A 20061-nucleotide genomic window follows, 5' to 3' on the forward strand; every position below is an offset into this window, starting at 1 on the left:
CCACGGGGAGTGGGCCCGTCAGCCCGGGCTCATTCCCCGCAGGTGGCCTTGTCGTCCGTGGGATGCAGGGTGGCGATGCCGTAGGTGCCATTGCGCGTGCCGCACCAGATGCGCCAGTTCGTCCCGCCCAGGTCCGGCGCCGAGTACACGCCGCCTTCCTTCTTGGCCCCGCCGCGCGCGCAGCACCGGGCGAAGGCGCGCGTGCCAATGGACATCAGGCCCACCGCGTCCGGCGCGCGTGAGAAGCCGCCGACGCGCTTCTCTCCGCAGGACCAGGGCGCCACGCCCTTGAAGCGGATGAGGTAGGCGTCACCCTTCAAGGCCGCGGCGCCGCGCACCGGGCCCTGGTAGCAGAGGCGGCCCTCCGCCTCGAGCTGGGCATAACGCGGCAGGAAGTGCAGGCCGCCAATGGGGCCTCGCTGCCAGTCGTCGCCGCAGAAGACGTGCGTGAAGGCGTTGCGAGGCCCGGTGCTGACCCAGAGGCCCGTGAGCCAGTCGATGTTGGCCTGCCGCGCGCCGGGCCGGCCCGCCACGGACAGGGCCCGCTGGAGGCGCGGGTCGTCGTAGTGGCGCGAGACGAATCGCCGCACGTCGCCTTCACTCACGCTGACGTCGGGGCGCGCGGGGCACAAGTCCAACACCTCGCGGTCCATGGCGGACAAGGGCGGCGGCTTCGCGAACAGGGGCGCGCTGTCACACGTCGTCGCGCAGCCGGTGGCCGGCTTCCAGCTCGCGGAGCCGGCCAGCTCCTCGTCACCGTCGTTGTCAGCGTCACGCGCGGCCACGCGGCCCGCGGGGCCCCGCATCGTCACCTGCCGCGCCGAGTGGGCCCGGTCCGCGGCCACCAGGGCCGCCGCGCTCGGAGCGGCGGGCGCGGTGGACTCCGGCGCGCCTTCACACAACACCCAGCCTTCGGCGGACGCGCCGCTCAGCTTGCACCAGGCGCGGTTGGGGCCGCCCTTCTTCAGCAGGGGGTAGGGCCTCCCGGCCTCCACCGTGAAGACGACCTTGCGGGACTCGGGCTGCTCGAGGGCGTCCACCGTGACGTCGGACACGAAGACGCCGCGGCCCGCGAGGGCGGGCAGCGAGGCACCCAGCAACAGGGCGAGACAGGGCAGGGAAAGACGCATGGCGCACGGGAGTCTACAGCAGTCCCCGCCGTGCCCCTCAGGGGAGGGGCAGGGGGGCATGTCCTGCGCCTGCGACGGCCGTCACCGGCCGGAGATTCAACCGAGCTTCACGCGGGCTGCCTTCAGCTTGCCCACCTGCACCGTGTACTCGCCGGCGCCCAGCTCCGCCTTGACGTCCTGCACCTTCTCGCCGTTGACGCGCACGCCGCCCTGCGCCATCAGCTTGCGCGCCTCGGTGGCGGACGCGACCAGCTTCGACTCCGGCAGCAGCTTCGTCACCGGCAGCTTCTCCGCGCCGCCCAGGGACACCTCCACCAGGGGCAGCTCGTCCGTGGACAGCTCCTTCTTCGCGAAGCGCTTCTCGAAGTCCTCGGCGGCCTTCTTCCCGGCCTCCTCGCCCTGGAAGCGCGCCGTCATCTCCTGCGCGAAGCCGACCTTCGCCGCCTTGGGGTGCAGCGCGCCGGACTCCACCTGGGCGCGCATCTCCGCCAGCTCCGCCCGCGTCTTCGCGGAGAGCAGCTCGTAGTACCGCCACATCAGGTCGTCGGTGATGCTCATCAACTTGCCGAAGATGGTGTCCGCCGGCTCGTCGATGCCCACGTAGTTGTCCAGGCTCTTGGACATCTTGTCGCCGACAATCTTCCCGTCGACCGCCTTCGCGTTGAGGCCCTCCAGGATGGGGCCCGTCATGATGACCTGGGGCGCCATGCCCTCTTCCTTCATCAACTGGCGGCCCACCAGCAGGTTGAAGAGCTGGTCCGTCGCGCCCAGCTCCACGTCCGCCTTGAGCACCACCGAGTCGTAGCCCTGCAGGAGCGGGTAGAGGAACTCGTGGATGGAGATGGAGACCTCGCCGCGGAAGCGCTTCTTGAAGTCGTCGCGCTCCAGCATGCGCTGCACGGAGTAGCGCGAGGCCAGGCGGATCATCCCTTCGGTCCCCAGCGAGTCCAGCCAGCTGGAGTTGAAGCGCACCTGCGTCTTGGACTCGTCCAGCACCTTGAAGACCTGCTTCTTGTAGGTCTCCGCGTTGGCCTTCACCTCGTCGCGCGTGAGCGCCGGGCGCGTGGCGTTGCGGCCCGTCGGGTCGCCAATCAACCCGGTGAAGTCACCGATGAGGAACACCACCGTGTGGCCGAACTCCTGGAAGCGCCGCATGCGCGTGAGCAGCAGCGAGTGGCCCAGGTGCAGGTCCGGCCGGCTCGGGTCGAAGCCTGCCTTGATGACCAGCGGCTTGCCCGTGTCATACGAGTACTGAAGCTTCTTCTTCAGGTCCTCGGGCACGTGGAGGTCCACCGTGCCACGGGTCACTTCATCGAACTGCTCCTCGGGGGTCGCCTTGCGCAGCGCGTCCGGATTCATGGCGCCGCAAGCTACCCGATGTGCGTCAGCAGTGGACGCACTTCCTCCACCGGGTTTCAGGTGCCTGGCAGGTGCTCACGCACGCGGTGGATGCTCCGGCCCCGTCCGGTGGCGTCGTCGATGTCCACCACCACGCCTTGCAGGTAGACGAGCCGCTCCGCCACCTCATAGGGCGCCGGCTTGCCCAGGAAGCGCGCCAGCGAGGACTCCTTCTTCATGCCGATGACGGAGTCCAGCGGCCCGCACATGCCGACATCCGTGATGAAGGCCGTGCCACCGGGGAGGATGCGCTCATCCGCCGTCTGCACGTGCGTGTGCGTCCCCACCACCACGGACACCCGCCCATCCAGGTGGACGCCCATGGCGTTCTTCTCACTGGACGCCTCGCAGTGCATGTCCACCAGGATGCAGGGCGTCTGCTGGCGCAGCTCCTCCACCAGCCCTTCCACCACCTCGAAGGGGCTGGCCTCGGTGCGCATGAAGACGCGCCCCTCCAAGTTGATGACGCCCAGCGCGCGCCCATCCGGCAGCTTCACCACGCCGTGGCCCTTGCCCGGCGTGCCCTTGGGGTAGTTGGCCGGACGCAAGAGCAGGTCCGGATGCTCCTTCACCCAGGGGAGGATGGCCTTCTTGGAGTAGAAATGATTACCGCTCGTCAGCAGCTGGACGCCGCTGTCGAGCAGGTAGTGGGCCGTCTCTGAAGTGATGCCCGAGCCCTGGTCGCTGTTCTCCGCGTTGGCGACCACCACGTCCACGCCGTGCTGCGCGCGGACCCTCGGAAGGAGCGTGCGGACCGCCTGGAGACCCGGGCGGCCCACCACGTCCCCCATGAAGAGGACTTTCACGTATCGAGGAAGTCCCAGTCGCGGTACAGGCCGCGCAGGGACTCAGACTCCGTTACGACCAGGTCCATGTCGACGTCATCCCCGGTCGTGGGCAGCACGGGGACGACCTGGTCATTGAAGGCCAGGCCCACCCGACGACTGCGCTGACTGGCCGCGCGGAGGGTGGCGTCGTAGTAACCGCCCCCGCGCCCCAGCCGCTTGCCTTCCCGGGTGAAGCCCAGGCCCGGCACCACGAAGAGGTCAATCTGGTCCACCGCGATGAGGTCCGCGGAGTTGGTGGGCTCACGCACCCCCAAACGCCCCGGCTCCAGCTCGCTTTCCGACTTGATGGCACGGAACGAAAGAATCCGCCCGTGAACATGTGAGAGCGGGTAGCAGACAATCTTGCCGTCCTGCAACGCCGCAATCAGGATATCCCGGGTTGGCACTTCCCCCCGAATGGGGGCGTACAACGCCACCGTGCGCGCCTTCTGATAATACGGTGCCGCCAGAAACCGAGACTGAACCTTGAGACCCCGCGTATCGATGAGGTCCGGCGTCATCGCCTTCCGGCGCGCCGTGAGCTCCTCTCGTAGGGTCTGCTTCCTCGCCGCCGCCTCTTCCACCACCGTCTCGCTCACCGACGCCGCTCCCAAGAAAAAGTCCCCCGCAGCATGGCCGTGTGCCCGGCGTCCATTGAACCCTCAAAAGCCAGGTGGGGACCGAAGTCATGCCTCCGCAGGCTTCCCTCATCCCCCGTGAGGAGGGAGGGCTTGCACATGGAGACCGAAACGGACCCCGGAATGGACGTATCGGTTCGAATTTCTGCCGAGCATCACGCGCCCCGCAGGGGACAGCCCTTGAACAAAGCTACAGTGCTTCCAAATCCTCGAATCTATTGGGAATTCTCGCCAGAGTCTTTGGAAATGATAAGGACGGGGGGCGGCGGGGTCAAGGCATCCTCGCGCGTTTACAAGGCAGGCGCGGGACCTCTATGATGGAAAGAGCCCGAATCCACCCACATATGCCGCCCTCGCTATTGAACAAGGGTCTTGCGACGGTTCTTTCCGTTGCCTCCGGCCTCGCGTGGGCGGGACCGCCCACGGTGTCGAGCTCCTATCAAGGGGACTCCTATGGTGTGGTGTCCCTGCGCATGCAGGGAGACCAGCTGGTGGGGGTCGCGACTGGCGGACCCTGCGGATTCGAACCCGATACGGAGGTGCTCTCTGGCGAGTTCCAGGACAACGTCCTGGTGGGCCAGGTGTTGCTCTGTCAGTTGGGGCCCCACTGTGAGCCGCGGGTGAACCAGCCCGCGCTGGTCGTGTTCAACCCGGACGATGGGGTGATGACGGCCCTGTTCCGGCTGAAGGACGGTTGCCGCTCGCCGGTGTTGAAGAACGACTCCCTCCTGCTCCTGCGGCCGTTGTCCCGGGACGCGGAAGCGGTGGCGCCGGCGCGCGCGGCATCGGCGACCACGGCGACGGCCGCCTCGGCCACGGCGGAAGGCGCGAACTCGTCCGCGGCGCAGGTGGCCGCGGGACTGGGCCGGCAGGGCGAGGTGTCACCCTTGGAGGAGGGGCAGCGTCAGCTGGCCGCGGGCAACGCGGGCGTGGCGCAGCGCCACTTCGAGCTGGCCCTGTCGAAGGACCCCCGCAGCGCCGCCGCGGTGGTGGGCCTGGGGGCCAGCCAGCTGATGCTCAATGACGTGAGCCGCGCGGTGAAGACGCTGGAGGCGGGCAGGGGATTGGGGCGCGCGGACGTCCACCTGTGGCTGGCCTACGCGTATCAGCGCGAAGGCAACCGCAACCGCTCGCGCGAGTCGCTGCGCAAGGCCTTCGAGCAGGGCTGGATGCCTGCGGGCCGCGCGGCGGAAGCGGTGGCGGAGCAGGCGCTGCGTGAGGACATCAAGGACATCGAAACGCTCATGCAACAGCAGCGGACCCGGAAGCGGGTTCCCGCCCGCCCGTCGGCGGGGGTTGGAAACACCACGCCGTGAGCCAGCCGACTTCCCCGCAGAAGACCACGCGGGTCTTCGGCAACTACGAAGTCCTCTCCGTGCTGGGCAAGGGCGGCATGGCGGAGGTGTACCGGGCCCGGGTGTTGTCCGGCCCGCGTGAAGGCTGGACGGTGGCGCTCAAGCGCCTGTTGCCCGCGCTGACGCGGGATCCGGAGTCCGTGTCGCTGTTCGCCCGCGAGGCCCAGCTGTCCAAGCAGCTCCACCACCCCAACATCGTCACGGTGCTGGATGCCGGCGCGCTGGAGGGCATCTACTTCATCGTGATGGAGCTGGTGGACGGCCGCGACCTGGGGCAGATCCTCCGGCGCTGCAAGGTGCGCGGGATTCCACTGCCGCTCGACTTCGCGGTGTACCTGGGCAAGGTGCTGCTGGAGGCGCTCGCGTACGCGCACTCCGCGACGGGGCCCCAGGGCGAGCGGCTGGGCATCGTCCACTGCGACGTGTCGCCGTCCAACCTCTTCATCTCCCGCGTGGGCGAAATCAAGCTGGGCGACTTCGGCGTGTCGCGCGTGCTGGTGGACGGCAAGCTCCAGGGCGGCGAAGTGCTGGGCAAGCCCTACTACCTGTCCCCTGAATCGCTGCTCGGCGAGGTGAACCCGGAGGCCGACCTGTGGGCCGCCACGGTGGTGCTCTACGAGCTGCTGACGCTGGAGCGCCCCTTCACCGGCACGACGCCGGATGCCGTGTTCAACGCCATCCGCGCCCGGCAGTACCGGCCCCTGCGGGAGCTGCGGCCCGACATCCCGGAGGCGCTGGAGGCCGTGGTGGCTCGGGCCTTCGCGGAGCGTCCCGAGGACCGTTTCCCGACAGCGGAGGAGTTCGCCCAGGCGCTGACGCCCCACTACGACGAACGCGTGGGCACGCCGCTGGCCATCGCCGCCGTGGTGCGCGGACTCTTCGGCGCCAGTGACGAGGTGCCCGCCGCGCCGTCGCCCAGCGGGACGCCGCCGACGCCGGGCTCGCGCGCGGGGTAGGGGAGCGGGCACCCTGTTGTCCGCTCCACCGTTCCTGCCCACCTTCCAGGACGATGACGACCTTTCCTTCCACCGCGCGCGGTGTCGCGTGGGGGGAGGAATCCAGATGGCCAACGAGCCCAAGCAGCAGAAGCCGGAGCAGTCCGCACCCGAGCCCGAGGAGCGTGCGCGTCCGCGGACTTCCAAGGCGGACGAAGCCCGGGAAGATGGGATGCCCGGTTACGGGCAGCCCGACGAGGACGTGCGCGAGCAGTCGCTTCCGGAGCAGTCCTGGTAGCGACGCAGGGCGTGAAGCGCGGGTTTCGCTCGCGCGTGTCCAACAGCGTGCATCTGGCGCGTGACCGGGCCCTGGAGTCCGATGCAGAGGCTTGGCCCCGCGCATCCGGGTTGTTAGTTCTCGAAAAAGGCGCGCGCTGAAAGTGTTCCTGCGCGCGCTTCTTCCACCCGCCAATACAAGTGATGGCTCCTGAATGGATCGCCGGACGTGGTCGCTCTTCGAGACGGGCATCCCGAGTTTCGACACGCTGCTGGGCGGAGGCATCCCCAGGCGACAATCCATCATCGTGGCTGGAGATCCGGGCAGCGGGAAGACGGTGCTGTGCAGCCAGATGGCCTTCCTCGCCGCGGCGCGAGGCCTGCCCGTCGTGCTGGTCACCGTCACGTCCGAACCCCATGACAAGCTCGTGGGCGAGCTGAGCAGCTTCAGCTTCTTCAGGGAGGAGCTGCTGGACGAAAAGCTCTTCGTGATGAGCGCCTACTCATCGCTCAAGCAGGGCGCGAAGGAGACGCGGGACCTCATCATCCAGACGGTGCGCAAGCGGGGCGCGAAGCTGCTCTTCATCGATGGCCTTCGCTCCATCCGGGACCTCTGGCAGGACGAGGCGCGCCTGCGCGAGTTCCTCTATGAGCTGGGCATCGGCCTGGCCGCGGCGGATTGCGTCGGCCTCTTCACCACCGAGTACCCACTGGAGAAGCTGCTGACGCTGCCCGAAGCCACCACGGTGGACGGCATCGTCTCCCTGGCGGTGGTGAAGCACGGCGCCCGCCGCATGCGCCGCGTGGAGGTCGTGAAGCTGCGCGGCCGGCCCCACCTGTCGGGGGAGCACCTGATGCGCATCGACGAGGACGGGGTGTCTTTCATCCCGCGCCTGGAGTCGCTGGTGTCCGCTGGGAGGGACGTGGAGCCGCCCGAGGAGCGCGTCAGCTTCGGGTTGCCGGAGCTGGACGTCTTGATGGAGGGCGGCCTGCCCCGCACGAGCGCCACGCTGCTCGCGGGCAGCATGGGCATTGGCAAGACGCTGCTGGCCGCGCACTTCGCGGTGGAGGGGGCGCGCCGGGACGAGCACTCCCTCTTCGTGTCGTTCCATGACTCCACGGAGTCGCTCGCCGCTCGGGCGCGGCGCATCCAACTGGACGTGGCGCGCTTCGTGAGGAGCGGGCTCATCACCTACCTGTACATCCCGCCGACGGAACAGGAGGCGGACCTGGTGCTGGACCACATCTTCCAGGAGGTTGAGCGGCGGAACGTGAAGCGGCTCGTCATCGATGGCCTCACGACGCTCGAGCAGTCCATCGCCGAGCGGGAGCGCAGGCCGCTCTTCCTGGGGGCGCTCGCGGAGAAGCTGCGCCGGGCGGGGGTGACGACGCTGTACACCCGGGAGGTCTCCAAGGTGGCCGGCACGGAGCTCGACTTCAGCGATGCGCCCGTCTCCATCCTCGGGGAGAACTTGCTCCTCTTGCGCTACGTGGAGCTGCGCGGGCGCATCCACCGCATCCTGTCGGTGCTCAAGATGCGCGACAGCAAGTACGACAATGACTTGCGCGAGTTCCAGATCGCCGACTCGGGGATGAAGGTGCTGGCGACGATGCGCTCCGCGGAAGGGCTGCTGACGGGGCAGGCCCGGCCCATTGGGACGAGCATCGGGGCCCCGGAATGAGTGGCGTCCTCATCGCGGAGGACGAGGAAGCGCTGCTCGAGGTCTTCGCCGAGGTCGTGGAGGCGCTCGGCTACCGCGCCATCCGGGCCCACAATGGCGAAGACGCGCTCATGCTTGCGCGCACGGAGCCGCCAGACCTGGTGGTCAGCGACCACATGATGCCCCGCCGCACGGGGATGGAGCTGCTGCGCGCCATGCGGGCGGAGCCGAGCCTCGCATCGGTTCCCTTCGTGCTGCTGAGCGCCGCGCGGCCCGCGGGGAGGGAGGAGGCGGACGTCTTTCTCGCCAAGCCCGTGGACCTGAGCGCATTCGAAGAGGCCATCACCGGCGCGCTTCGCTCGAGGCCTCCCGTGGCCGTGCCCACCTTCCCCGAGCCGAAGGCCTCCACGGACCCGCGCAGGGGGGGCTTCCTGGCCCGTGAGGAGGTGCTCAACTGGGTGGCCCATGAGCTGAAGACGCCGCTCTCCTCGGCCCGCCTCAACGCCCAGGTCCTGCTGCGCAAGGTGGAGAAGCGGGGCGAGGACGACGAGGCCCGTTCGGTGGACGCCGTACTGCGGCAACTGGATCGGATGAACCACCTCATCTCCTCCATCCTGGACGCCTCGCGCCTGTCCGAAGGCAAGGTGGAGCTGAGGCCCAGGCAGGGCGACCTCGCCGTCTTCCTCCGGGAACTCATCCAGGAGTGGCGCGACCTGGAGCCGCAGGTGGACTTCGTGCTGCGGGGCGCCGAGGAGCCCGTGTTCCTTCCCTTCGACGGGGAGCGGGTGCGGCAGGTGCTCAACAACCTGCTCTCCAACGCGGTGAAGTACGGGGGCGAGACACGGCGGGTCGAACTGGGCCTCGCTCTGCACCCCGGGCTGGTGGACATCCACGTCCGGGATTGGGGCATCGGCATCTCCGCGGGGGCGCTTCCCTCCGTCTTCGAGCGCTTCCAGCGGGCGGACGGCGAGCCTGCCCAGGGGCATGGCCTGGGGCTCTACATCGCCTCGTCGCTGGCGAAGCTGCACGGCGGCTCGTTGTCGGTGAAGTCCGTGCTGGGGGAGGGGGCGACCTTCCACCTTCGGCTGCCCCTGAGCCGGCGTTCCGTGTCCTAGCCGGCCAGCGCGCGGACGTGCGGCACATGCCGCACGAGCGCGTCCACCACGCGCGCCACGTCCGCTTCCGTCGTGCCGGGGCCCATGCTGAAGCGAAGGCTGCCTCGGGCCTGCGCGGGCGACAGGCCCATGGCCCGCAGGACATGCGACGGCGTCAGCGTGCCGGACGCGCAGGCGGCGCCGGAGGACACGCAGATGCCCTCCAGATCCAGGGCGATGAGCAGCGACTCACCCTCCACGCCGTCGAAGCGCAGGTTGCTGGTGTTGGGCACGCGCGGGGCCGCGCCGCCGTTGATGTGCACGCCGGGCAGTCGCGCCGTCACCTCCCGCTCGAAGGCATCGCGGAGCGGGGTCAGCCGCGCCGTTGTCTCAGGCAGCTCCGCATCGGCCAACGCGAGCGCCAGCGCCAGCGCCTCCGCGTAGGGCACGTTCTGCGTCCCTCCGCGACGGCCGCCTTCCTGGTGGCCCGGCGTGAGCGCGCGGACGTCCACGCTCTTGCGAACCATCAGCACGCCCACGCCCGGAGGGCCGCCGAACTTGTGCGCGGACAGGGACAGCAGGTCCGCGTCCACCTCGCGCAGGGACAGGGGCACCTTGCCCGCGGCCTGAACCGCGTCCGTGTGGAACAGCACGCCGCGCTGACGGCACGCGAGCGCCACCTCCCTCGCGGGCTGGAGCACGCCTGTCTCGTTGTTGGCCCACATCAACGAGCACAAGGCCGCGTCCGGCGTCAGGGCCTCCAGCATGTCGGCTTCGCGCACGCGCCCGTCCGGGCCGGGCGCCACCCGCACGACGTGGGCGCCTTCCCGCTCCAACTGCGCCACCGCGCCGAGCAGGGCGGGGTGCTCCACCGCGGAAGTCACCACCCGCCGCCGCTCGGGCTGGGGCCGCAGGTGCCAGGCGCCCACGAGCGCCAGCGCGTCCGCCTCACTGCCAGAGCCGGTGAAGCTGACTTCCTTCGGCTCGCAGCCGAGCACGCGGGCCACCTTCGCCCGTGCCGCGTCCAGCCGGGCCCGGGCCGCGCGGCCCTCCTGGTGCACGCTGGACGCATTGCCATAGCCGCTCGACGCGAAGGCGCGCGACAGCAGCGTCGCCACCTCCGGTCGCACCGGCGCGGCCGCGTTGTAGTCCCAGTACGTCACGAGTCCTGCGCGTACAGCAGCGACACCGGCCGCTCGTTGGCGACGCCGAACGCCTCCACGAACTTGGCCACCAGCTCGCGCTTGAGCGCCTTGCGCTGCGCCAGCTTCCCGGACAGCGGCAGCCGCGCTCCGGCCATGCTGCCGTGGCCGCCGGACGAGCCGCCGTAGTCCTCGCAGATTTCGCGGATGAGGCGCCCCGCGTTCATCCGCCGGTCCTTGACGCGCAAGCTGAGGAAGAGCTGGTTGCGGTACGTCCCGAAGGCCAGCGACCACTTCATGCCTTCGAGGAACATCAGCCGCTCGGCCACCTCCGCCACCATGTCCGGGGAGTAGACCTCCTCCAGGTCGGTGATGATGGCCGTCCCGTACACCTTCGCCCGCTCGTAGGCCGTGTGGTACAGCTGGAAGTAGCGCGCGGGCAGCTCGGGGTGCTCAATCTGCGCCAGCAGCATCTTGTCCATGCGCGGGAACAGCCACAGGTAGCTGTCCACGTCCGTGGGCGTCGTCTCCCGGCCCAGGTCGCGCGTGTCCGCCTTGATGCCGTAGAACAGGCCGGTGGCCACCTCCGTGGAGGGCTCCAACCGGGCCGCGCGCAGGTACTCCACCAGCATGGTGGACGTGGCTCCGAAGTCGCCGCCCACGTCCGCGAAAGGGGCCTCCAGGCTCTCCTGGCGCAGCGGATGGTGGTCTACCACCAGGTGCGCTTCCAGCCGCGCGGGAAGGGAGTGGTTGCCGACCTTGGGCTGCGTGTCCACCAGCCCGAAGAGGTCGTACTCGTCGAAGTCGATGGTCGACACGTGTGAGACGGGCAGGCGCAGCACCTTCACGAAGGCGATGTTCTCCGCCCGGCCGATGATGCCGCCGTAGCCGATGTGGGCCTTCAGGCCCGCCTTGCGCTCGAGCAGGTGCGCCAGGGCCACCGCCGCCGCCAGCGAGTCCGGGTCCGGGTTGTCGTGGGTGAGGATGAGCGCCTTGTGGTGGCCCTGGGCCACTCGCAGGAGCCGCTCCAGCTTGTCACGGGCTGGCATATGGGCCAGCCGCGGTGGCGGGGGCTCCGTCAGCTCGCCTCCCGAGCTTCCGGTTCCGCGGCGGCTGTTGAGGGACTGTGTCACGGGCATGGGTATTCTTCTTACTTCCTCCCGTCCGGGGATTCGAGGATCCGGGGTCTGTTGCCAACACACCAATGGTGTCGACGGACCCCGCATCCTTCACGACGCGCGAGAGGAGCGTGAGCCTGCGCGCTCCCTCGCCGGGCCGCCGCGGGACGTGGGCTAGCTGTTCAGGGCCTTGTACTTGCGCCCCAGGTCCCGGAAGTACTTCATGCCGTTGTCGAGCGAGTTCTCCATCGCGTCCATCAGCACCGTCCGGAAGCCCGCCACGGGGCCCCGGAAGGACTCGTAGTAGCGCTGCCGGTCGATGGAGTGGATGACGGCGGGCATGTAGCCGTTGCGCAGCAGGATGAGGTTGCTGCACATGCGCCCCACCTTCCCGCTGTGCTCGGTGAAGGGGAAGATCTGCACGAACTTGTGCTGGACCGTGGCCGCCTGCTTGATGGGGTGGAACTCGCGGAACTCGGCGCTGGCCGTGTAGTCCACGAGCTTCTCCAACTCCGGCTGGATCTTCGCCGGCTGGGAGATGTCGTGGAAGTACGTGCGGTGCAGCGGCATGTCCTTGCGCAGCCCGGACCTGTCGCGCTCCTTGGCCAGCTCCTTCTCCGTGCGCTCGCGGCGCTCCATGCGCGCGCGCTCCGTCTGGGCCTCCGGCGTGTTGCCCAGGAAGAGGTCGTGCATCCGCTTGATGGTGGTCAGCGTGATTTGCGCCTGCTTCTTGGCGCCCGCTGCCTCCTCACGGATGAAGTCACAGACGGCCTTGTGGTTCCGGATTTCGAGGACCACCGGAATCATGGAGGCTTCCGCGCTGGTTCGATGAGGGAACAGCGCGGCCATCAGTTCCTGATGCGTGTAGACGACTCCCTCTAGCGCGGCGTCGTGGTAGATCCACGACATCTCCATCTTGTCCAAGAACTCGCGCGCGTCCGGCTTGTCCTTGTAGATGTCGAGGTACCCACGCAGCGTTTCGTTCTTCTCGTCGATGTCCTGGTAGCGTTCCTTCACGGACTGCGGCTCCTTCTCGCTGCGGGTCCGCCGCGGGCGGTACTCGAAGCATGCGGCCGAGCGGTACAACGGCGCGTGGATTCTAGAAATTCCGCGCGGTTGTAACAACGAAATCATCACAGATTGACGAGGAACACCTCGCACGCCTGGTCGAGCAGGTCCTTGGAGAGCGCTGGAGGTATCTGCCGGTAGCGCGCCGCGTCCCGGATGAGGCTCACCAGGTCCCGAGGGTGGCACGAGCGAAGCTCCATGCTCCGCGGCTTGTAGTAGTGCTCGATGAGGTACGTGACGGCCTGGTCCACGTACGGGATTCCCGCTGCCTCGCAGACGCGACTGAAGATTTCCCGGTAAGCCTCTTCGTCGGGGTTCCCGACCTCAATCTTGTACTTGATGCGGCGCAGGAAGGCCTCGTCCACCAGTTCCTTGGGGTCCAGGTTGGTGGAGAAGACGAGGAGCTGGTCGAAGGGGATTTCGAACTTCTTGCCAGTGTGGAGGGTGAGGAAGTCCACCCGCTTCTCCAGGGGGACAATCCACCGGTTGAGCAGGTCCGTGGGGTGGACCTTCTGGCGGCCGAAGTCGTCGATGAGGAGCATGCCGCCGTTGGCCTTCACCTGGAACGGGGCCTCGTAGAAGCGGGTGCTCTCCGAATAGATGAGGTCCAGCATCGCCAGCGTCAGCTCGCCGCCCACGACGACGGAGGGCCGGCGGCACAGGAGCCACCGGTTGTCCATTTCGAAGGTCTGCCGGCGGCCGGAGGCATCCCGGCCGACCTCCAGCGACACCGGCGTGTGGATGAGCCGGTCGTGGACCTGGATGATTTGATTCCCAATCTCCAGGCAGTGGGGGACGAACACCTCGCCGCCGAACATGTTGGAGACGGCCTCGGCCAGGCTCGTCTTGCCGTTGCCGGGGGAACCGTAGAGGAACAGCGAGCGGCCGGAGTTCACCGCCGGGCCCAGCTTGTCCATCAGCTCCGCGGGGACGGTGAGGTGGCTGAGCGCCATCACCAGCTCCTCCTGGCTGACGACGGGCGTCTCCTCCGTCTGGCTGGTGATGAGCGCGTTGTACTGCTCGATTGGCACCGGCGCGGGGCCCACGTAGGTGGTGCGGGTGAGGGCGTCTCGCGCGTACTCGCGGCCCTTCTCCGACAGGATGAACTCCACGGACGCGCGGCCAAAGCCCTTGCCGCCGCGCAGGTCCACCAGCTTCTCCGTGGCGAGGAAGTCCACCACGTGCTCGATGACGCCTGGCCACGGCAGCCGCATCTCGTCCGCGATGCCCATGCCCGTGCCCGTGCCCGCGTAATAGAGGTACTTCAGGGCGATGTCGGACAGGATGCCCATCTTGAGCCCCGTGTCCTCCACCGACTTCGGCTCCGGTGGAGCGATGTCGAGGATGGATGGGTTCTCGAGCTTGAACGGATTGTCGTCGTAGTCGTAGCCAGCGGGAGGAGCCATCAAGCCCCGTTCTAGCCCATTCGATGGGCGGTCGGGCGCGGGACGTGGCCTCTTCCCTGGCTGCCCGCCCCCCTCCCATGCCGAAGAGGGGGGCGAAGCGGGGGGCTCAGATGTACGTGAGCCAGTCCGCGTAGCGCGGCTCCTGGCCACGCACGATGCGGAAGTACATGTCCTGCACGTACCGGGTGATGGGGCCGGGCTTGCCGTCGCCCACCTGGCGGTTGTCCACCTCGCGCACGGGGGTGATCTCCGCCGCCGTGCCGCAGAGGAAGATCTCGTTGGTGATGTAGAGCGCGTCGCGGGTGAAGGTGACCTCCTCCACCGTGCGGCCGCTGTCGCGCAGGATGTGCAGCACCGTGTCGCGGGTGATGCCGTCCAGGATGGGGCCGGACAGCGGGGGCGTCTTGATGATGCCCTTCTTGTTCACCTGGAAGATGTTCTCTCCGGAGGCCTCGGCCACGAAGCCGCTGATGTCCAGGAGGATGGCCTCGTCGTAGCCCGCCAGCACCGCCTCGCGCTTGGCGAGGATGGAGTTGACGTACTGGCCGGTAATCTTCCCGCGCACCATGTTCACGTTGACGTGCATGCGCGTGTACGAGCTGACCTTGGCGCGGATGCCTTCCTTGATGCCCTTGTCGCCCAGGTACGCGCCCCAGTCCCAGGCCGTCACGGCCGTGCGGGTGGGGTTCACCGCGCCCAGGCCCATGGCGCCGTCGCCCATGAAGGCCACCGGCCGCAAGTACGCGCCGTTGGCGAACAGGTCCTTCTGCGCGCGGAGCAGATTCACGCACGCGTCGAAGAGCTCGTCCTCGGTGTACGGAATCTTCAGCATGATGATGTGCGCCGAGTCGAGCAGCCGGCGGACGTGCTCACGCAGCCGGAAGACGGCCAGCCGTCCGTCGTGCGTCTTGTATGCGCGGATGCCCTCGAAGACACCCAGGCCATAGTGAAGCGCGTGCGTCATCAGATGCACGTGGCCCTCGTCCCATTTCATCAGTCGGCCGTCGAGCCAGATTTGCTCGGCGCGCACTCCACTACTCGAGGTCGAGCTCATTCGATGTTCCTTCGCCTGGATGTTGAGGGGGGGACAGCCAGGGCCTTCTAGCCAGTGAAACCTATGAGGTCAAAGCGTGTTTCTCGTCCCGAAACAGTCACAGCACCGGTGGCAGGGGGGCGAGCATCCGACGAAGGAACGGGAGGTCCTCCGCGAGTGCCGCCCTGCCGAATTGTAACGCCTTCGAGGCCAGTTCCACCGACGGTACGACGTCCAGCGGTGACAGTGTTCGCGGAAAGCGTTTGACGTGGTGCGTATAGGGAAGGTTGGGCGCCACCGTCATCGCGGCGAGCCGCTGGAGGGGCAGCCAGAAGGGCGTGGTCAGCTTCGGAGCGAAGCCGTCGAGCGCGAGGATGAACGCGTTGCGAGTGCCGATGCGGCCTCGGGCCACCGCCTTCCACGCCGCCTTCGCTGGCAGGTTGTCCACCAGTCCTCCGTCGATGAGCCTCGCGACGCCGTGCTGGCCCATGAGTCCTTCCACCAACGTGTGCATGCCGGGGTCCTCGCGCAGCACGTCGTAGTGGATGACGCCTGGCAGCGCGGAGGAGAAGCCCGCGGCGTCGAGCGCGTCGAAGTCGCCGGTGGTGTCGTCCGCACCCAGGTAGAGGCGGGCGGTGATTTCGGGGCGGGTGAAGAGCTCGGCCATGGCACCCATGGCGGCCTGGATGCGGCGTGCCACGCCCGCGGGGTTGAGCAGGCCCAGCGGACTGGTGCCCAGCAGGCGCTCGTAATACTCCAGCGGCCGGGGAAGCATGCCGCGGCGGATGCCGCCCACGGCGATGAGCGTCGGCACCGGCAAGTCCTTGAGCCGCATGCCACTGTTCTCCGGTCCCGCGCTGAAGAAGCGGCCCAGCCCCGCGCGCAGAAACAGCCGCAGCGCGGCGGGCAGGCCGTAGCGGCTCTCCGTGGAGATGAAGCGGAAGAGCTTCCGGAAGGACAGCCCGCGGACGATGTTGATCATGTCCGTGGCGTCGAAGCGCGACAGGCGCGAGCGCATGATGGCCAGGATGGCGCCCATGGACGTCCCGGCGAGCAGGCGCGGCTCCAGGCCGTATTCGTCCAGGAGGCTCATCGCTCCCAGGTAGACGTAGGCCGTTCCGCCGCCGCCACCGGTGACCAGCACCAGTTCCTTGTGCCGGATTTCCCGGTCCAGTGCCTCGGGGGGAACGCGCCCGCGCAGCCGCTGCGCCACCATGTCGCGCGCCTTCGCGGCGTGCTGGCGCAGGTCCTTCACGTGCGGCATCAGCCGGTCCCGCGTGGGCGGGAAGGGGGCTTTGAGGACGGGGCCCAGGCGGCGCTCCACCTCCTCGCGAAACGGGGTGAGCAGCGCGCCCACGCCCACGTCGCGCTCGCCGTGCCGCACCTTGTAGAGGCGTGCCAGCGACAGGGCGGTGCGGAGGATGGCTTCCTCGCGCGGGTCGACCAGGGCCGCGTTGGCCAGCGATGCGCGCACGAGGCGGAGCTCCATCTCCTCGAGCGGCCGGGTGATCTGGAAGCGTTCCTTCAGCAGCACGCGCTTCGAGGGCCCGTCAGGCCTGGGCAATCTGCGAGAGGTTGGCCTTCGCCTTCTCGATGTCGCCTTCGTACTTGAGGACGAGGTTCAGCGTGGAGGCCACCACGTCGGCGGTGAGCTGCTCCGCGTTCAGCAGCGCCAGGCTCTGGGCCCAGTCGAGCGTCTCGCTGATGGAGGGCGCCTTCTTCAGGTCGAGCGAGCGGATGGCGGCCACCGCTTCCACCACCTGCTCCGCCAGCACCTGGGGCACCTGGGGCAGTCGCGAGCGGACGATGCGCAGCTCGCGCTCGCGGTCCGGGAAGTCGATGTGCAGGTGGAGGCAGCGGCGCTTGAGCGCGTCGGACAGCTCGCGCGCGGCGTTGGAGGTGAGCAGCACGCGGGGGATGTGCTTCGCCCGGAAGGTGCCCAGCTCGGGGATGGTGACCGCGTTGTCGGAGAGCACCTCCAGCAGGAAGGCCTCGAACTCCGGATCCGCCTTGTCGATTTCGTCCACCAGCAGCAGGGCGGGGCGCTCGGAGAGCTGGGCCTTCAGCACCGGGCGGGGCAGCAGGAAGCGTTCGGAGAAGAACACCGCGTCGCTGGAGGCCAGCCGGTCCGCCGCCTGCGCCAGCGTGGTGGTGCCCTGCACCATGTCCCCAATCTTGTCCTTGAGGAGCTGGGTGTAGAGCAGCTGCTTGGCGTACTCCCACTCGTAGAGGGCCTTCGCCTCGTCCAGGCCTTCGTAGCACTGGAGCCGGATGAACTCGCGGCCCAGCGCCTGGGCCAGGGCCTTGGCCAGCTCCGTCTTGCCGACGCCGGCGGGGCCTTCCACCAGGATGGGCTTGTTCATCCGGTCCGCCAGGAAGGCCGCCGTGGCGATCTCCGGCGAGGATAGATAGCCCACCTGCTCCAGGCGATTCTCCGCGTCCTCCACGCTGGTGAAGGCGTGGCTCTCAACCGTCGAAGGGGTGCTCACCCGGTGAACTTAACCGACGCCCTCCTGGGGACTGCGGCAAAAATGCCAGGGTTCCGGCGTCGTCACCGTGGCCCGTTCGCCTCGCTGCCTGGCAAACCCGCGTAACTCCGGAGGGAAATATTCTGCGCAACGTGGGCACACCTCGTGCATCTCATGGCTTCCAATCGGTATTCAGGGAGGTGAGCGGTCATGGTGTGGGCGTGGTTGCGGATGGTGATGATGGTGGCAGTGGTCCTGCTTCCGGGCGGCTTCCCGCTGCTGCTGGCCTATGTCGCCTTGCGTACACTCCGCAGCAGTTGGCGCCGTGCCCAGGAGGAGGCCCAGACGAGGGGCCGCGTGGTGTCGCTCCGGGACGTCGTCTCCACGCTCCACTTCAAGGAGCTGGTCCGCGAGGCACGCGCCGCGCTCTGAGCGCGGATGGAACCGCTCGACGCTTCCTGCGTTGGAACTGAGACGGCCCTGACACACCTGCCCGGCTAGGGCACGGATGTCAGGGCCGTTTCATTGTGGCCTCGAGGTTCCGAGGCCGAGGCCGTCGGGATTCCGGCGGGGTGCCGGAATCCCGGCGCCGTTACTTGTCCAGCTCGTCCACCAGGGCCGTCCAGTCGTCGTCTTCCTTGGCCGTGGGCAACTGGATGACCAGGGTCCGGTCGGTGGGCTCGGACTCGCCACTCAGCGCCGCCGGCGGGGCGGGAGCCGGGGCAGGGGCCTTCTTCGCGGCGGCCTGGGCCGCGGGCTTGGCGGCTGGCTTCTTCGCCGGGGCCTGGGCCGCAGGGGCGGGCGCGATGACCTGGTTGAGCTGCGTCCTCACAGCCAGCTCGTCGTCCTCGGCCGCCGCGGGCTTGGCGGCGGCCTTGGCCGGGGTGGCCGTGGTGGCGGACTTGCTCTTGTAGCGGGCCAGCTCCAGCTCGGCGACCTTGAGGGCCTTGCTCTTCTCCTGCACGGACTGCTGCAGGCGGGCGACCTCCTGCGCCTTGATGGCGTCGCGACGCTCCAGCTCCGCCTTCTGCTTGGCGGCGAGGTCTTCCTGCTCCTTGGCGTGCCGCGCCTCCAGGTCCTTGCGCTCCTTCTGCGCGGCGGCCAGGCGGGTGGAGGCCTCGTGGGCCTTGCTCTCGGCGGCGGCCACCTTGGCGTTGAGCTCCTTCTCAGCGCGGGACCTGGCGCCCTGCGCGTTCTCCACCGCCAGCTCCAGGTCCTGGATCTTCTTCGCCCGCGCGCTCAGCTGGCCCTGCAGGTCCTTGGCCCTGGCGTCGGCCTCGGTGGCCTGCGTCTGGGCGTCCTGCGCGAACTGGGCGATGCGCTGCTCGGCCTTGGCCAGCTTCGCGGCCAGTTCGTCCGCCGCGCGCTTGGCGTCGGCACGTTCCTGGTTCGCCTGCTGGGCCTGCTGCTGGAGCCGGGCCTCGGCCTGCTGGAGCTGGCCCGCGAGGCCGTCCCGCTCGGCGGTGAGCTTCTGCTGGGCGGCGCCCGCGGCGCGCAGCTGGTCCTCGCGGCCCGCCAGCACCTTGCGGCCCTGTTCGAGCTGCTCGTTGAGACCGGCAATCTGCTGCCCCAGGCCCTCGGCCTGACGGCGGGCCTCGGTGGCCTGCGTCTGGAGCTTGGCCTCCAGGGCCTTGAGCTGCTCGGTGCGGGTGGCGACCTCGCGGTTGAGCACCTCCGCCTGACGCATCTTCTCCTGCGTCACGTGGGTGAGCTTGCGGAGTGTGTCCGACAGCTCGGTGCCCTTCTGCGTCAGGTCGTTCTGGAGGAGCTCCTCGCGGCGCTGCGACTCCTCGGTGAGCGTGTGCAGCCGCTCCTCGAGGTGGGCCCGGGTGTTCTCCGTCTGCGCCAGCGTGGCGGTGAGCTGCGTCAGCTCGGCGACGCGTGTGCCCAGCTCGTGCTTGGTGAGGGTGAGGTGCTCGCCCAGGTCCTCGCCATGGGCACGCGCCTCGGCCAGCTGGCCTTCCAGCGCGGTCTGGGTGCTCGCGGCGGCCTTCCGGCTCTCCTGGTGCGCGTGCTGCTCGCGCGCCAGCGCGTCGCGGGTGGCGGCGAGCTGGCTGTGGGTCTGCTCCAGCGTCTGACTGGTGGCCTCCAGCTCGGAGCGGAGTCCGTCACGCTCACTGGTGAGGTCACCGATGTGCGCGCTCGTCTCCGCGGCAAGCTTCTCGTGCGCGGCCCGCTCGGCCTCGTAGTTGCCCTGCGTCTCGGACAGCTCGCTGCGGAGCTGGCCAATCTGGCCGGTGAGGTCCTGCTCCAGCGCGTCCTTCGCGGCGCCCAGGTCCGCCAGCTCCGCGATGCGCTGGTCGCGCTCGCGGGTGGTGTGCGCCAGCGTGTCGCTGGTCTCCTGGAGCGCGCCGCGCGTGTCCTCCAGCGCCGCATGCGTCTGCTGGAGCGTCTGGGAGGTGGCCTCCAGCTCGCCACGCGTCTCCGCCAGCGTGCCTTCGGTGCTGGCGAGCGTGTTCTGCGTGTCGGCGAGCTGCTGCTCCGTCTGCGCCAGCGTCTGCTGCGTCTGGGC

18 protein-coding genes and 1 other RNA gene are annotated in these 20061 nt (G+C 68.8%); 6 read left to right on the forward strand and 13 right to left on the reverse strand.

Going from position 1 to position 20061, the window contains the following annotated elements; translation table 11 throughout:
* Window positions 1-29: 29 nt before the first annotated feature.
* The 5 genes from BLU09_RS27995 to ssrS all read right to left on the reverse strand — a co-directional run bounded on the left by BLU09_RS27995 (window position 30) and on the right by ssrS (window position 4169).
* Window positions 30-1130 (reverse strand): hypothetical protein, encoded by a 1101-nt coding sequence (locus tag BLU09_RS27995; RefSeq protein ID WP_244172076.1) that lies wholly within the window; start codon window positions 1128-1130, stop codon window positions 30-32.
* A gap of 96 nt (window positions 1131-1226) precedes the next feature.
* On the reverse strand, window positions 1227-2489 hold the full coding sequence (gene tyrS, locus BLU09_RS28000; protein ID WP_090492845.1) for a tyrosine--tRNA ligase: 1263 nt from the start codon (window positions 2487-2489) through the stop codon (window positions 1227-1229).
* Window positions 2490-2545: 56 nt separating this feature from the next.
* Window positions 2546-3334, reverse strand: coding sequence for a TIGR00282 family metallophosphoesterase (locus BLU09_RS28005; RefSeq protein ID WP_090492848.1), 789 nt, complete (start codon window positions 3332-3334; stop codon window positions 2546-2548).
* Window positions 3331-3954, reverse strand: a complete 624-nt coding sequence (locus BLU09_RS28010) for a 5-formyltetrahydrofolate cyclo-ligase (RefSeq protein WP_002639727.1) — start codon at window positions 3952-3954, stop codon at window positions 3331-3333. The genes BLU09_RS28005 and BLU09_RS28010 overlap by 4 nt, the downstream gene beginning before the upstream one ends.
* Window positions 3955-3973: 19 nt before the next feature.
* Window positions 3974-4169: non-coding RNA, 6S RNA (gene ssrS, locus BLU09_RS28015), on the reverse strand.
* 297 nt (window positions 4170-4466) lie between these two features.
* Between ssrS and BLU09_RS28020 the strand changes: the two genes are divergently transcribed.
* From BLU09_RS28020 to BLU09_RS28040, 5 genes are all read left to right on the forward strand, one after another.
* The gene (locus BLU09_RS28020; RefSeq protein WP_244172077.1) at window positions 4467-5309 is read left to right on the forward strand and encodes a tetratricopeptide repeat protein; all 843 of its coding nucleotides are present in this window, start codon (window positions 4467-4469) and stop codon (window positions 5307-5309) included.
* Window positions 5306-6304, forward strand: a complete 999-nt coding sequence (locus BLU09_RS28025; protein WP_090492852.1) for a serine/threonine-protein kinase — start codon at window positions 5306-5308, stop codon at window positions 6302-6304. Before BLU09_RS28020 ends, BLU09_RS28025 begins: the two co-directional genes overlap by 4 nt.
* A 106-nt stretch (window positions 6305-6410) precedes the next feature.
* Window positions 6411-6581 (forward strand): hypothetical protein, encoded by a 171-nt coding sequence (locus BLU09_RS28030; protein ID WP_237079446.1) that lies wholly within the window; start codon window positions 6411-6413, stop codon window positions 6579-6581.
* A 193-nt stretch (window positions 6582-6774) separates the two neighbouring features.
* Window positions 6775-8241, forward strand: a complete 1467-nt coding sequence (locus BLU09_RS28035) for an ATPase domain-containing protein (RefSeq protein ID WP_090492855.1) — start codon at window positions 6775-6777, stop codon at window positions 8239-8241.
* On the forward strand, window positions 8238-9335 hold the full coding sequence (locus tag BLU09_RS28040; protein ID WP_090492856.1) for an ATP-binding response regulator: 1098 nt from the start codon (window positions 8238-8240) through the stop codon (window positions 9333-9335). Before BLU09_RS28035 ends, BLU09_RS28040 begins: the two co-directional genes overlap by 4 nt.
* Here the strand turns inward: BLU09_RS28040 and BLU09_RS28045 are convergent.
* The 7 genes from BLU09_RS28045 to BLU09_RS28075 all read right to left on the reverse strand — a co-directional run bounded on the left by BLU09_RS28045 (window position 9332) and on the right by BLU09_RS28075 (window position 17570).
* The gene (locus BLU09_RS28045) at window positions 9332-10477 is read right to left on the reverse strand and encodes a cysteine desulfurase family protein (RefSeq protein WP_090492857.1); all 1146 of its coding nucleotides are present in this window, start codon (window positions 10475-10477) and stop codon (window positions 9332-9334) included. The two genes, BLU09_RS28040 and BLU09_RS28045, sit on opposite strands and share 4 nt — an antisense overlap.
* A complete protein-coding gene (locus BLU09_RS28050; RefSeq protein WP_090492858.1) occupies window positions 10474-11595 on the reverse strand; it encodes a DHH family phosphoesterase in 1122 nt (373 codons plus the stop codon). The genes BLU09_RS28045 and BLU09_RS28050 overlap by 4 nt, the downstream gene beginning before the upstream one ends.
* A gap of 153 nt (window positions 11596-11748) precedes the next feature.
* The gene (locus BLU09_RS28055) at window positions 11749-12591 is read right to left on the reverse strand and encodes a Fic family protein (protein WP_163884489.1); all 843 of its coding nucleotides are present in this window, start codon (window positions 12589-12591) and stop codon (window positions 11749-11751) included.
* Window positions 12592-12707: 116 nt separating this feature from the next.
* Window positions 12708-14048, reverse strand: coding sequence for an AAA family ATPase (locus BLU09_RS28060; protein WP_090492860.1), 1341 nt, complete (start codon window positions 14046-14048; stop codon window positions 12708-12710).
* Window positions 14049-14154: 106 nt separating this feature from the next.
* Window positions 14155-15102: a branched-chain amino acid transaminase gene (locus BLU09_RS28065; RefSeq protein WP_090492862.1), complete on the reverse strand. Its 948-nt coding sequence runs from the start codon at window positions 15100-15102 to the stop codon at window positions 14155-14157.
* Between the two features lie 97 nt (window positions 15103-15199).
* The gene (locus BLU09_RS28070) at window positions 15200-16615 is read right to left on the reverse strand and encodes a patatin-like phospholipase family protein (protein ID WP_186817846.1); all 1416 of its coding nucleotides are present in this window, start codon (window positions 16613-16615) and stop codon (window positions 15200-15202) included.
* Between the two features lie 16 nt (window positions 16616-16631).
* Window positions 16632-17570 (reverse strand): AAA family ATPase, encoded by a 939-nt coding sequence (locus BLU09_RS28075; protein ID WP_090492865.1) that lies wholly within the window; start codon window positions 17568-17570, stop codon window positions 16632-16634.
* Window positions 17571-17759: 189 nt separating this feature from the next.
* On the opposite strand from BLU09_RS28075, the gene BLU09_RS28080 reads away from it, so the two are divergent.
* Complete coding sequence (locus BLU09_RS28080; protein ID WP_090492867.1) at window positions 17760-17981, forward strand: hypothetical protein; 222 nt, start codon at window positions 17760-17762, stop codon at window positions 17979-17981.
* Between the two features lie 160 nt (window positions 17982-18141).
* On the opposite strand, the gene BLU09_RS28085 is transcribed toward BLU09_RS28080, so the two are convergent.
* The coding region (locus tag BLU09_RS28085) for a coiled-coil domain-containing protein (RefSeq protein WP_482805280.1) at window positions 18142-20061 on the reverse strand (1920 nt) is incomplete at its 5' end.

Source organism: Myxococcus virescens, assembly GCF_900101905.1.
Taxonomy (GTDB): domain Bacteria; phylum Myxococcota; class Myxococcia; order Myxococcales; family Myxococcaceae; genus Myxococcus; species Myxococcus virescens.

What these genes read in the sequence shown, in the direction of transcription:
- BLU09_RS27995 (WP_244172076.1), bottom strand. Translation starts at nt 1,130, where the DNA reads ATGCGTCTTTCCCTGCCCTGTCTCGCCCTGTTGCTGGGTGCCTCGCTG.
- tyrS (WP_090492845.1), bottom strand. Translation starts at nt 2,489, where the DNA reads ATGAATCCGGACGCGCTGCGCAAGGCGACCCCCGAGGAGCAGTTCGAT.
- BLU09_RS28020 (WP_244172077.1), top strand. Translation starts at nt 4,467, where the DNA reads ATGCAGGGAGACCAGCTGGTGGGGGTCGCGACTGGCGGACCCTGCGGA.
- BLU09_RS28030 (WP_237079446.1), top strand. Translation starts at nt 6,411, where the DNA reads ATGGCCAACGAGCCCAAGCAGCAGAAGCCGGAGCAGTCCGCACCCGAG.
- BLU09_RS28035 (WP_090492855.1), top strand. Translation starts at nt 6,775, where the DNA reads ATGGATCGCCGGACGTGGTCGCTCTTCGAGACGGGCATCCCGAGTTTC.
- BLU09_RS28040 (WP_090492856.1), top strand. Translation starts at nt 8,238, where the DNA reads ATGAGTGGCGTCCTCATCGCGGAGGACGAGGAAGCGCTGCTCGAGGTC.
- BLU09_RS28050 (WP_090492858.1), bottom strand. Translation starts at nt 11,595, where the DNA reads ATGCCCGTGACACAGTCCCTCAACAGCCGCCGCGGAACCGGAAGCTCG.
- BLU09_RS28060 (WP_090492860.1), bottom strand. Translation starts at nt 14,048, where the DNA reads ATGGCTCCTCCCGCTGGCTACGACTACGACGACAATCCGTTCAAGCTC.
- BLU09_RS28065 (WP_090492862.1), bottom strand. Translation starts at nt 15,102, where the DNA reads ATGAGCTCGACCTCGAGTAGTGGAGTGCGCGCCGAGCAAATCTGGCTC.
- BLU09_RS28080 (WP_090492867.1), top strand. Translation starts at nt 17,760, where the DNA reads ATGGTGTGGGCGTGGTTGCGGATGGTGATGATGGTGGCAGTGGTCCTG.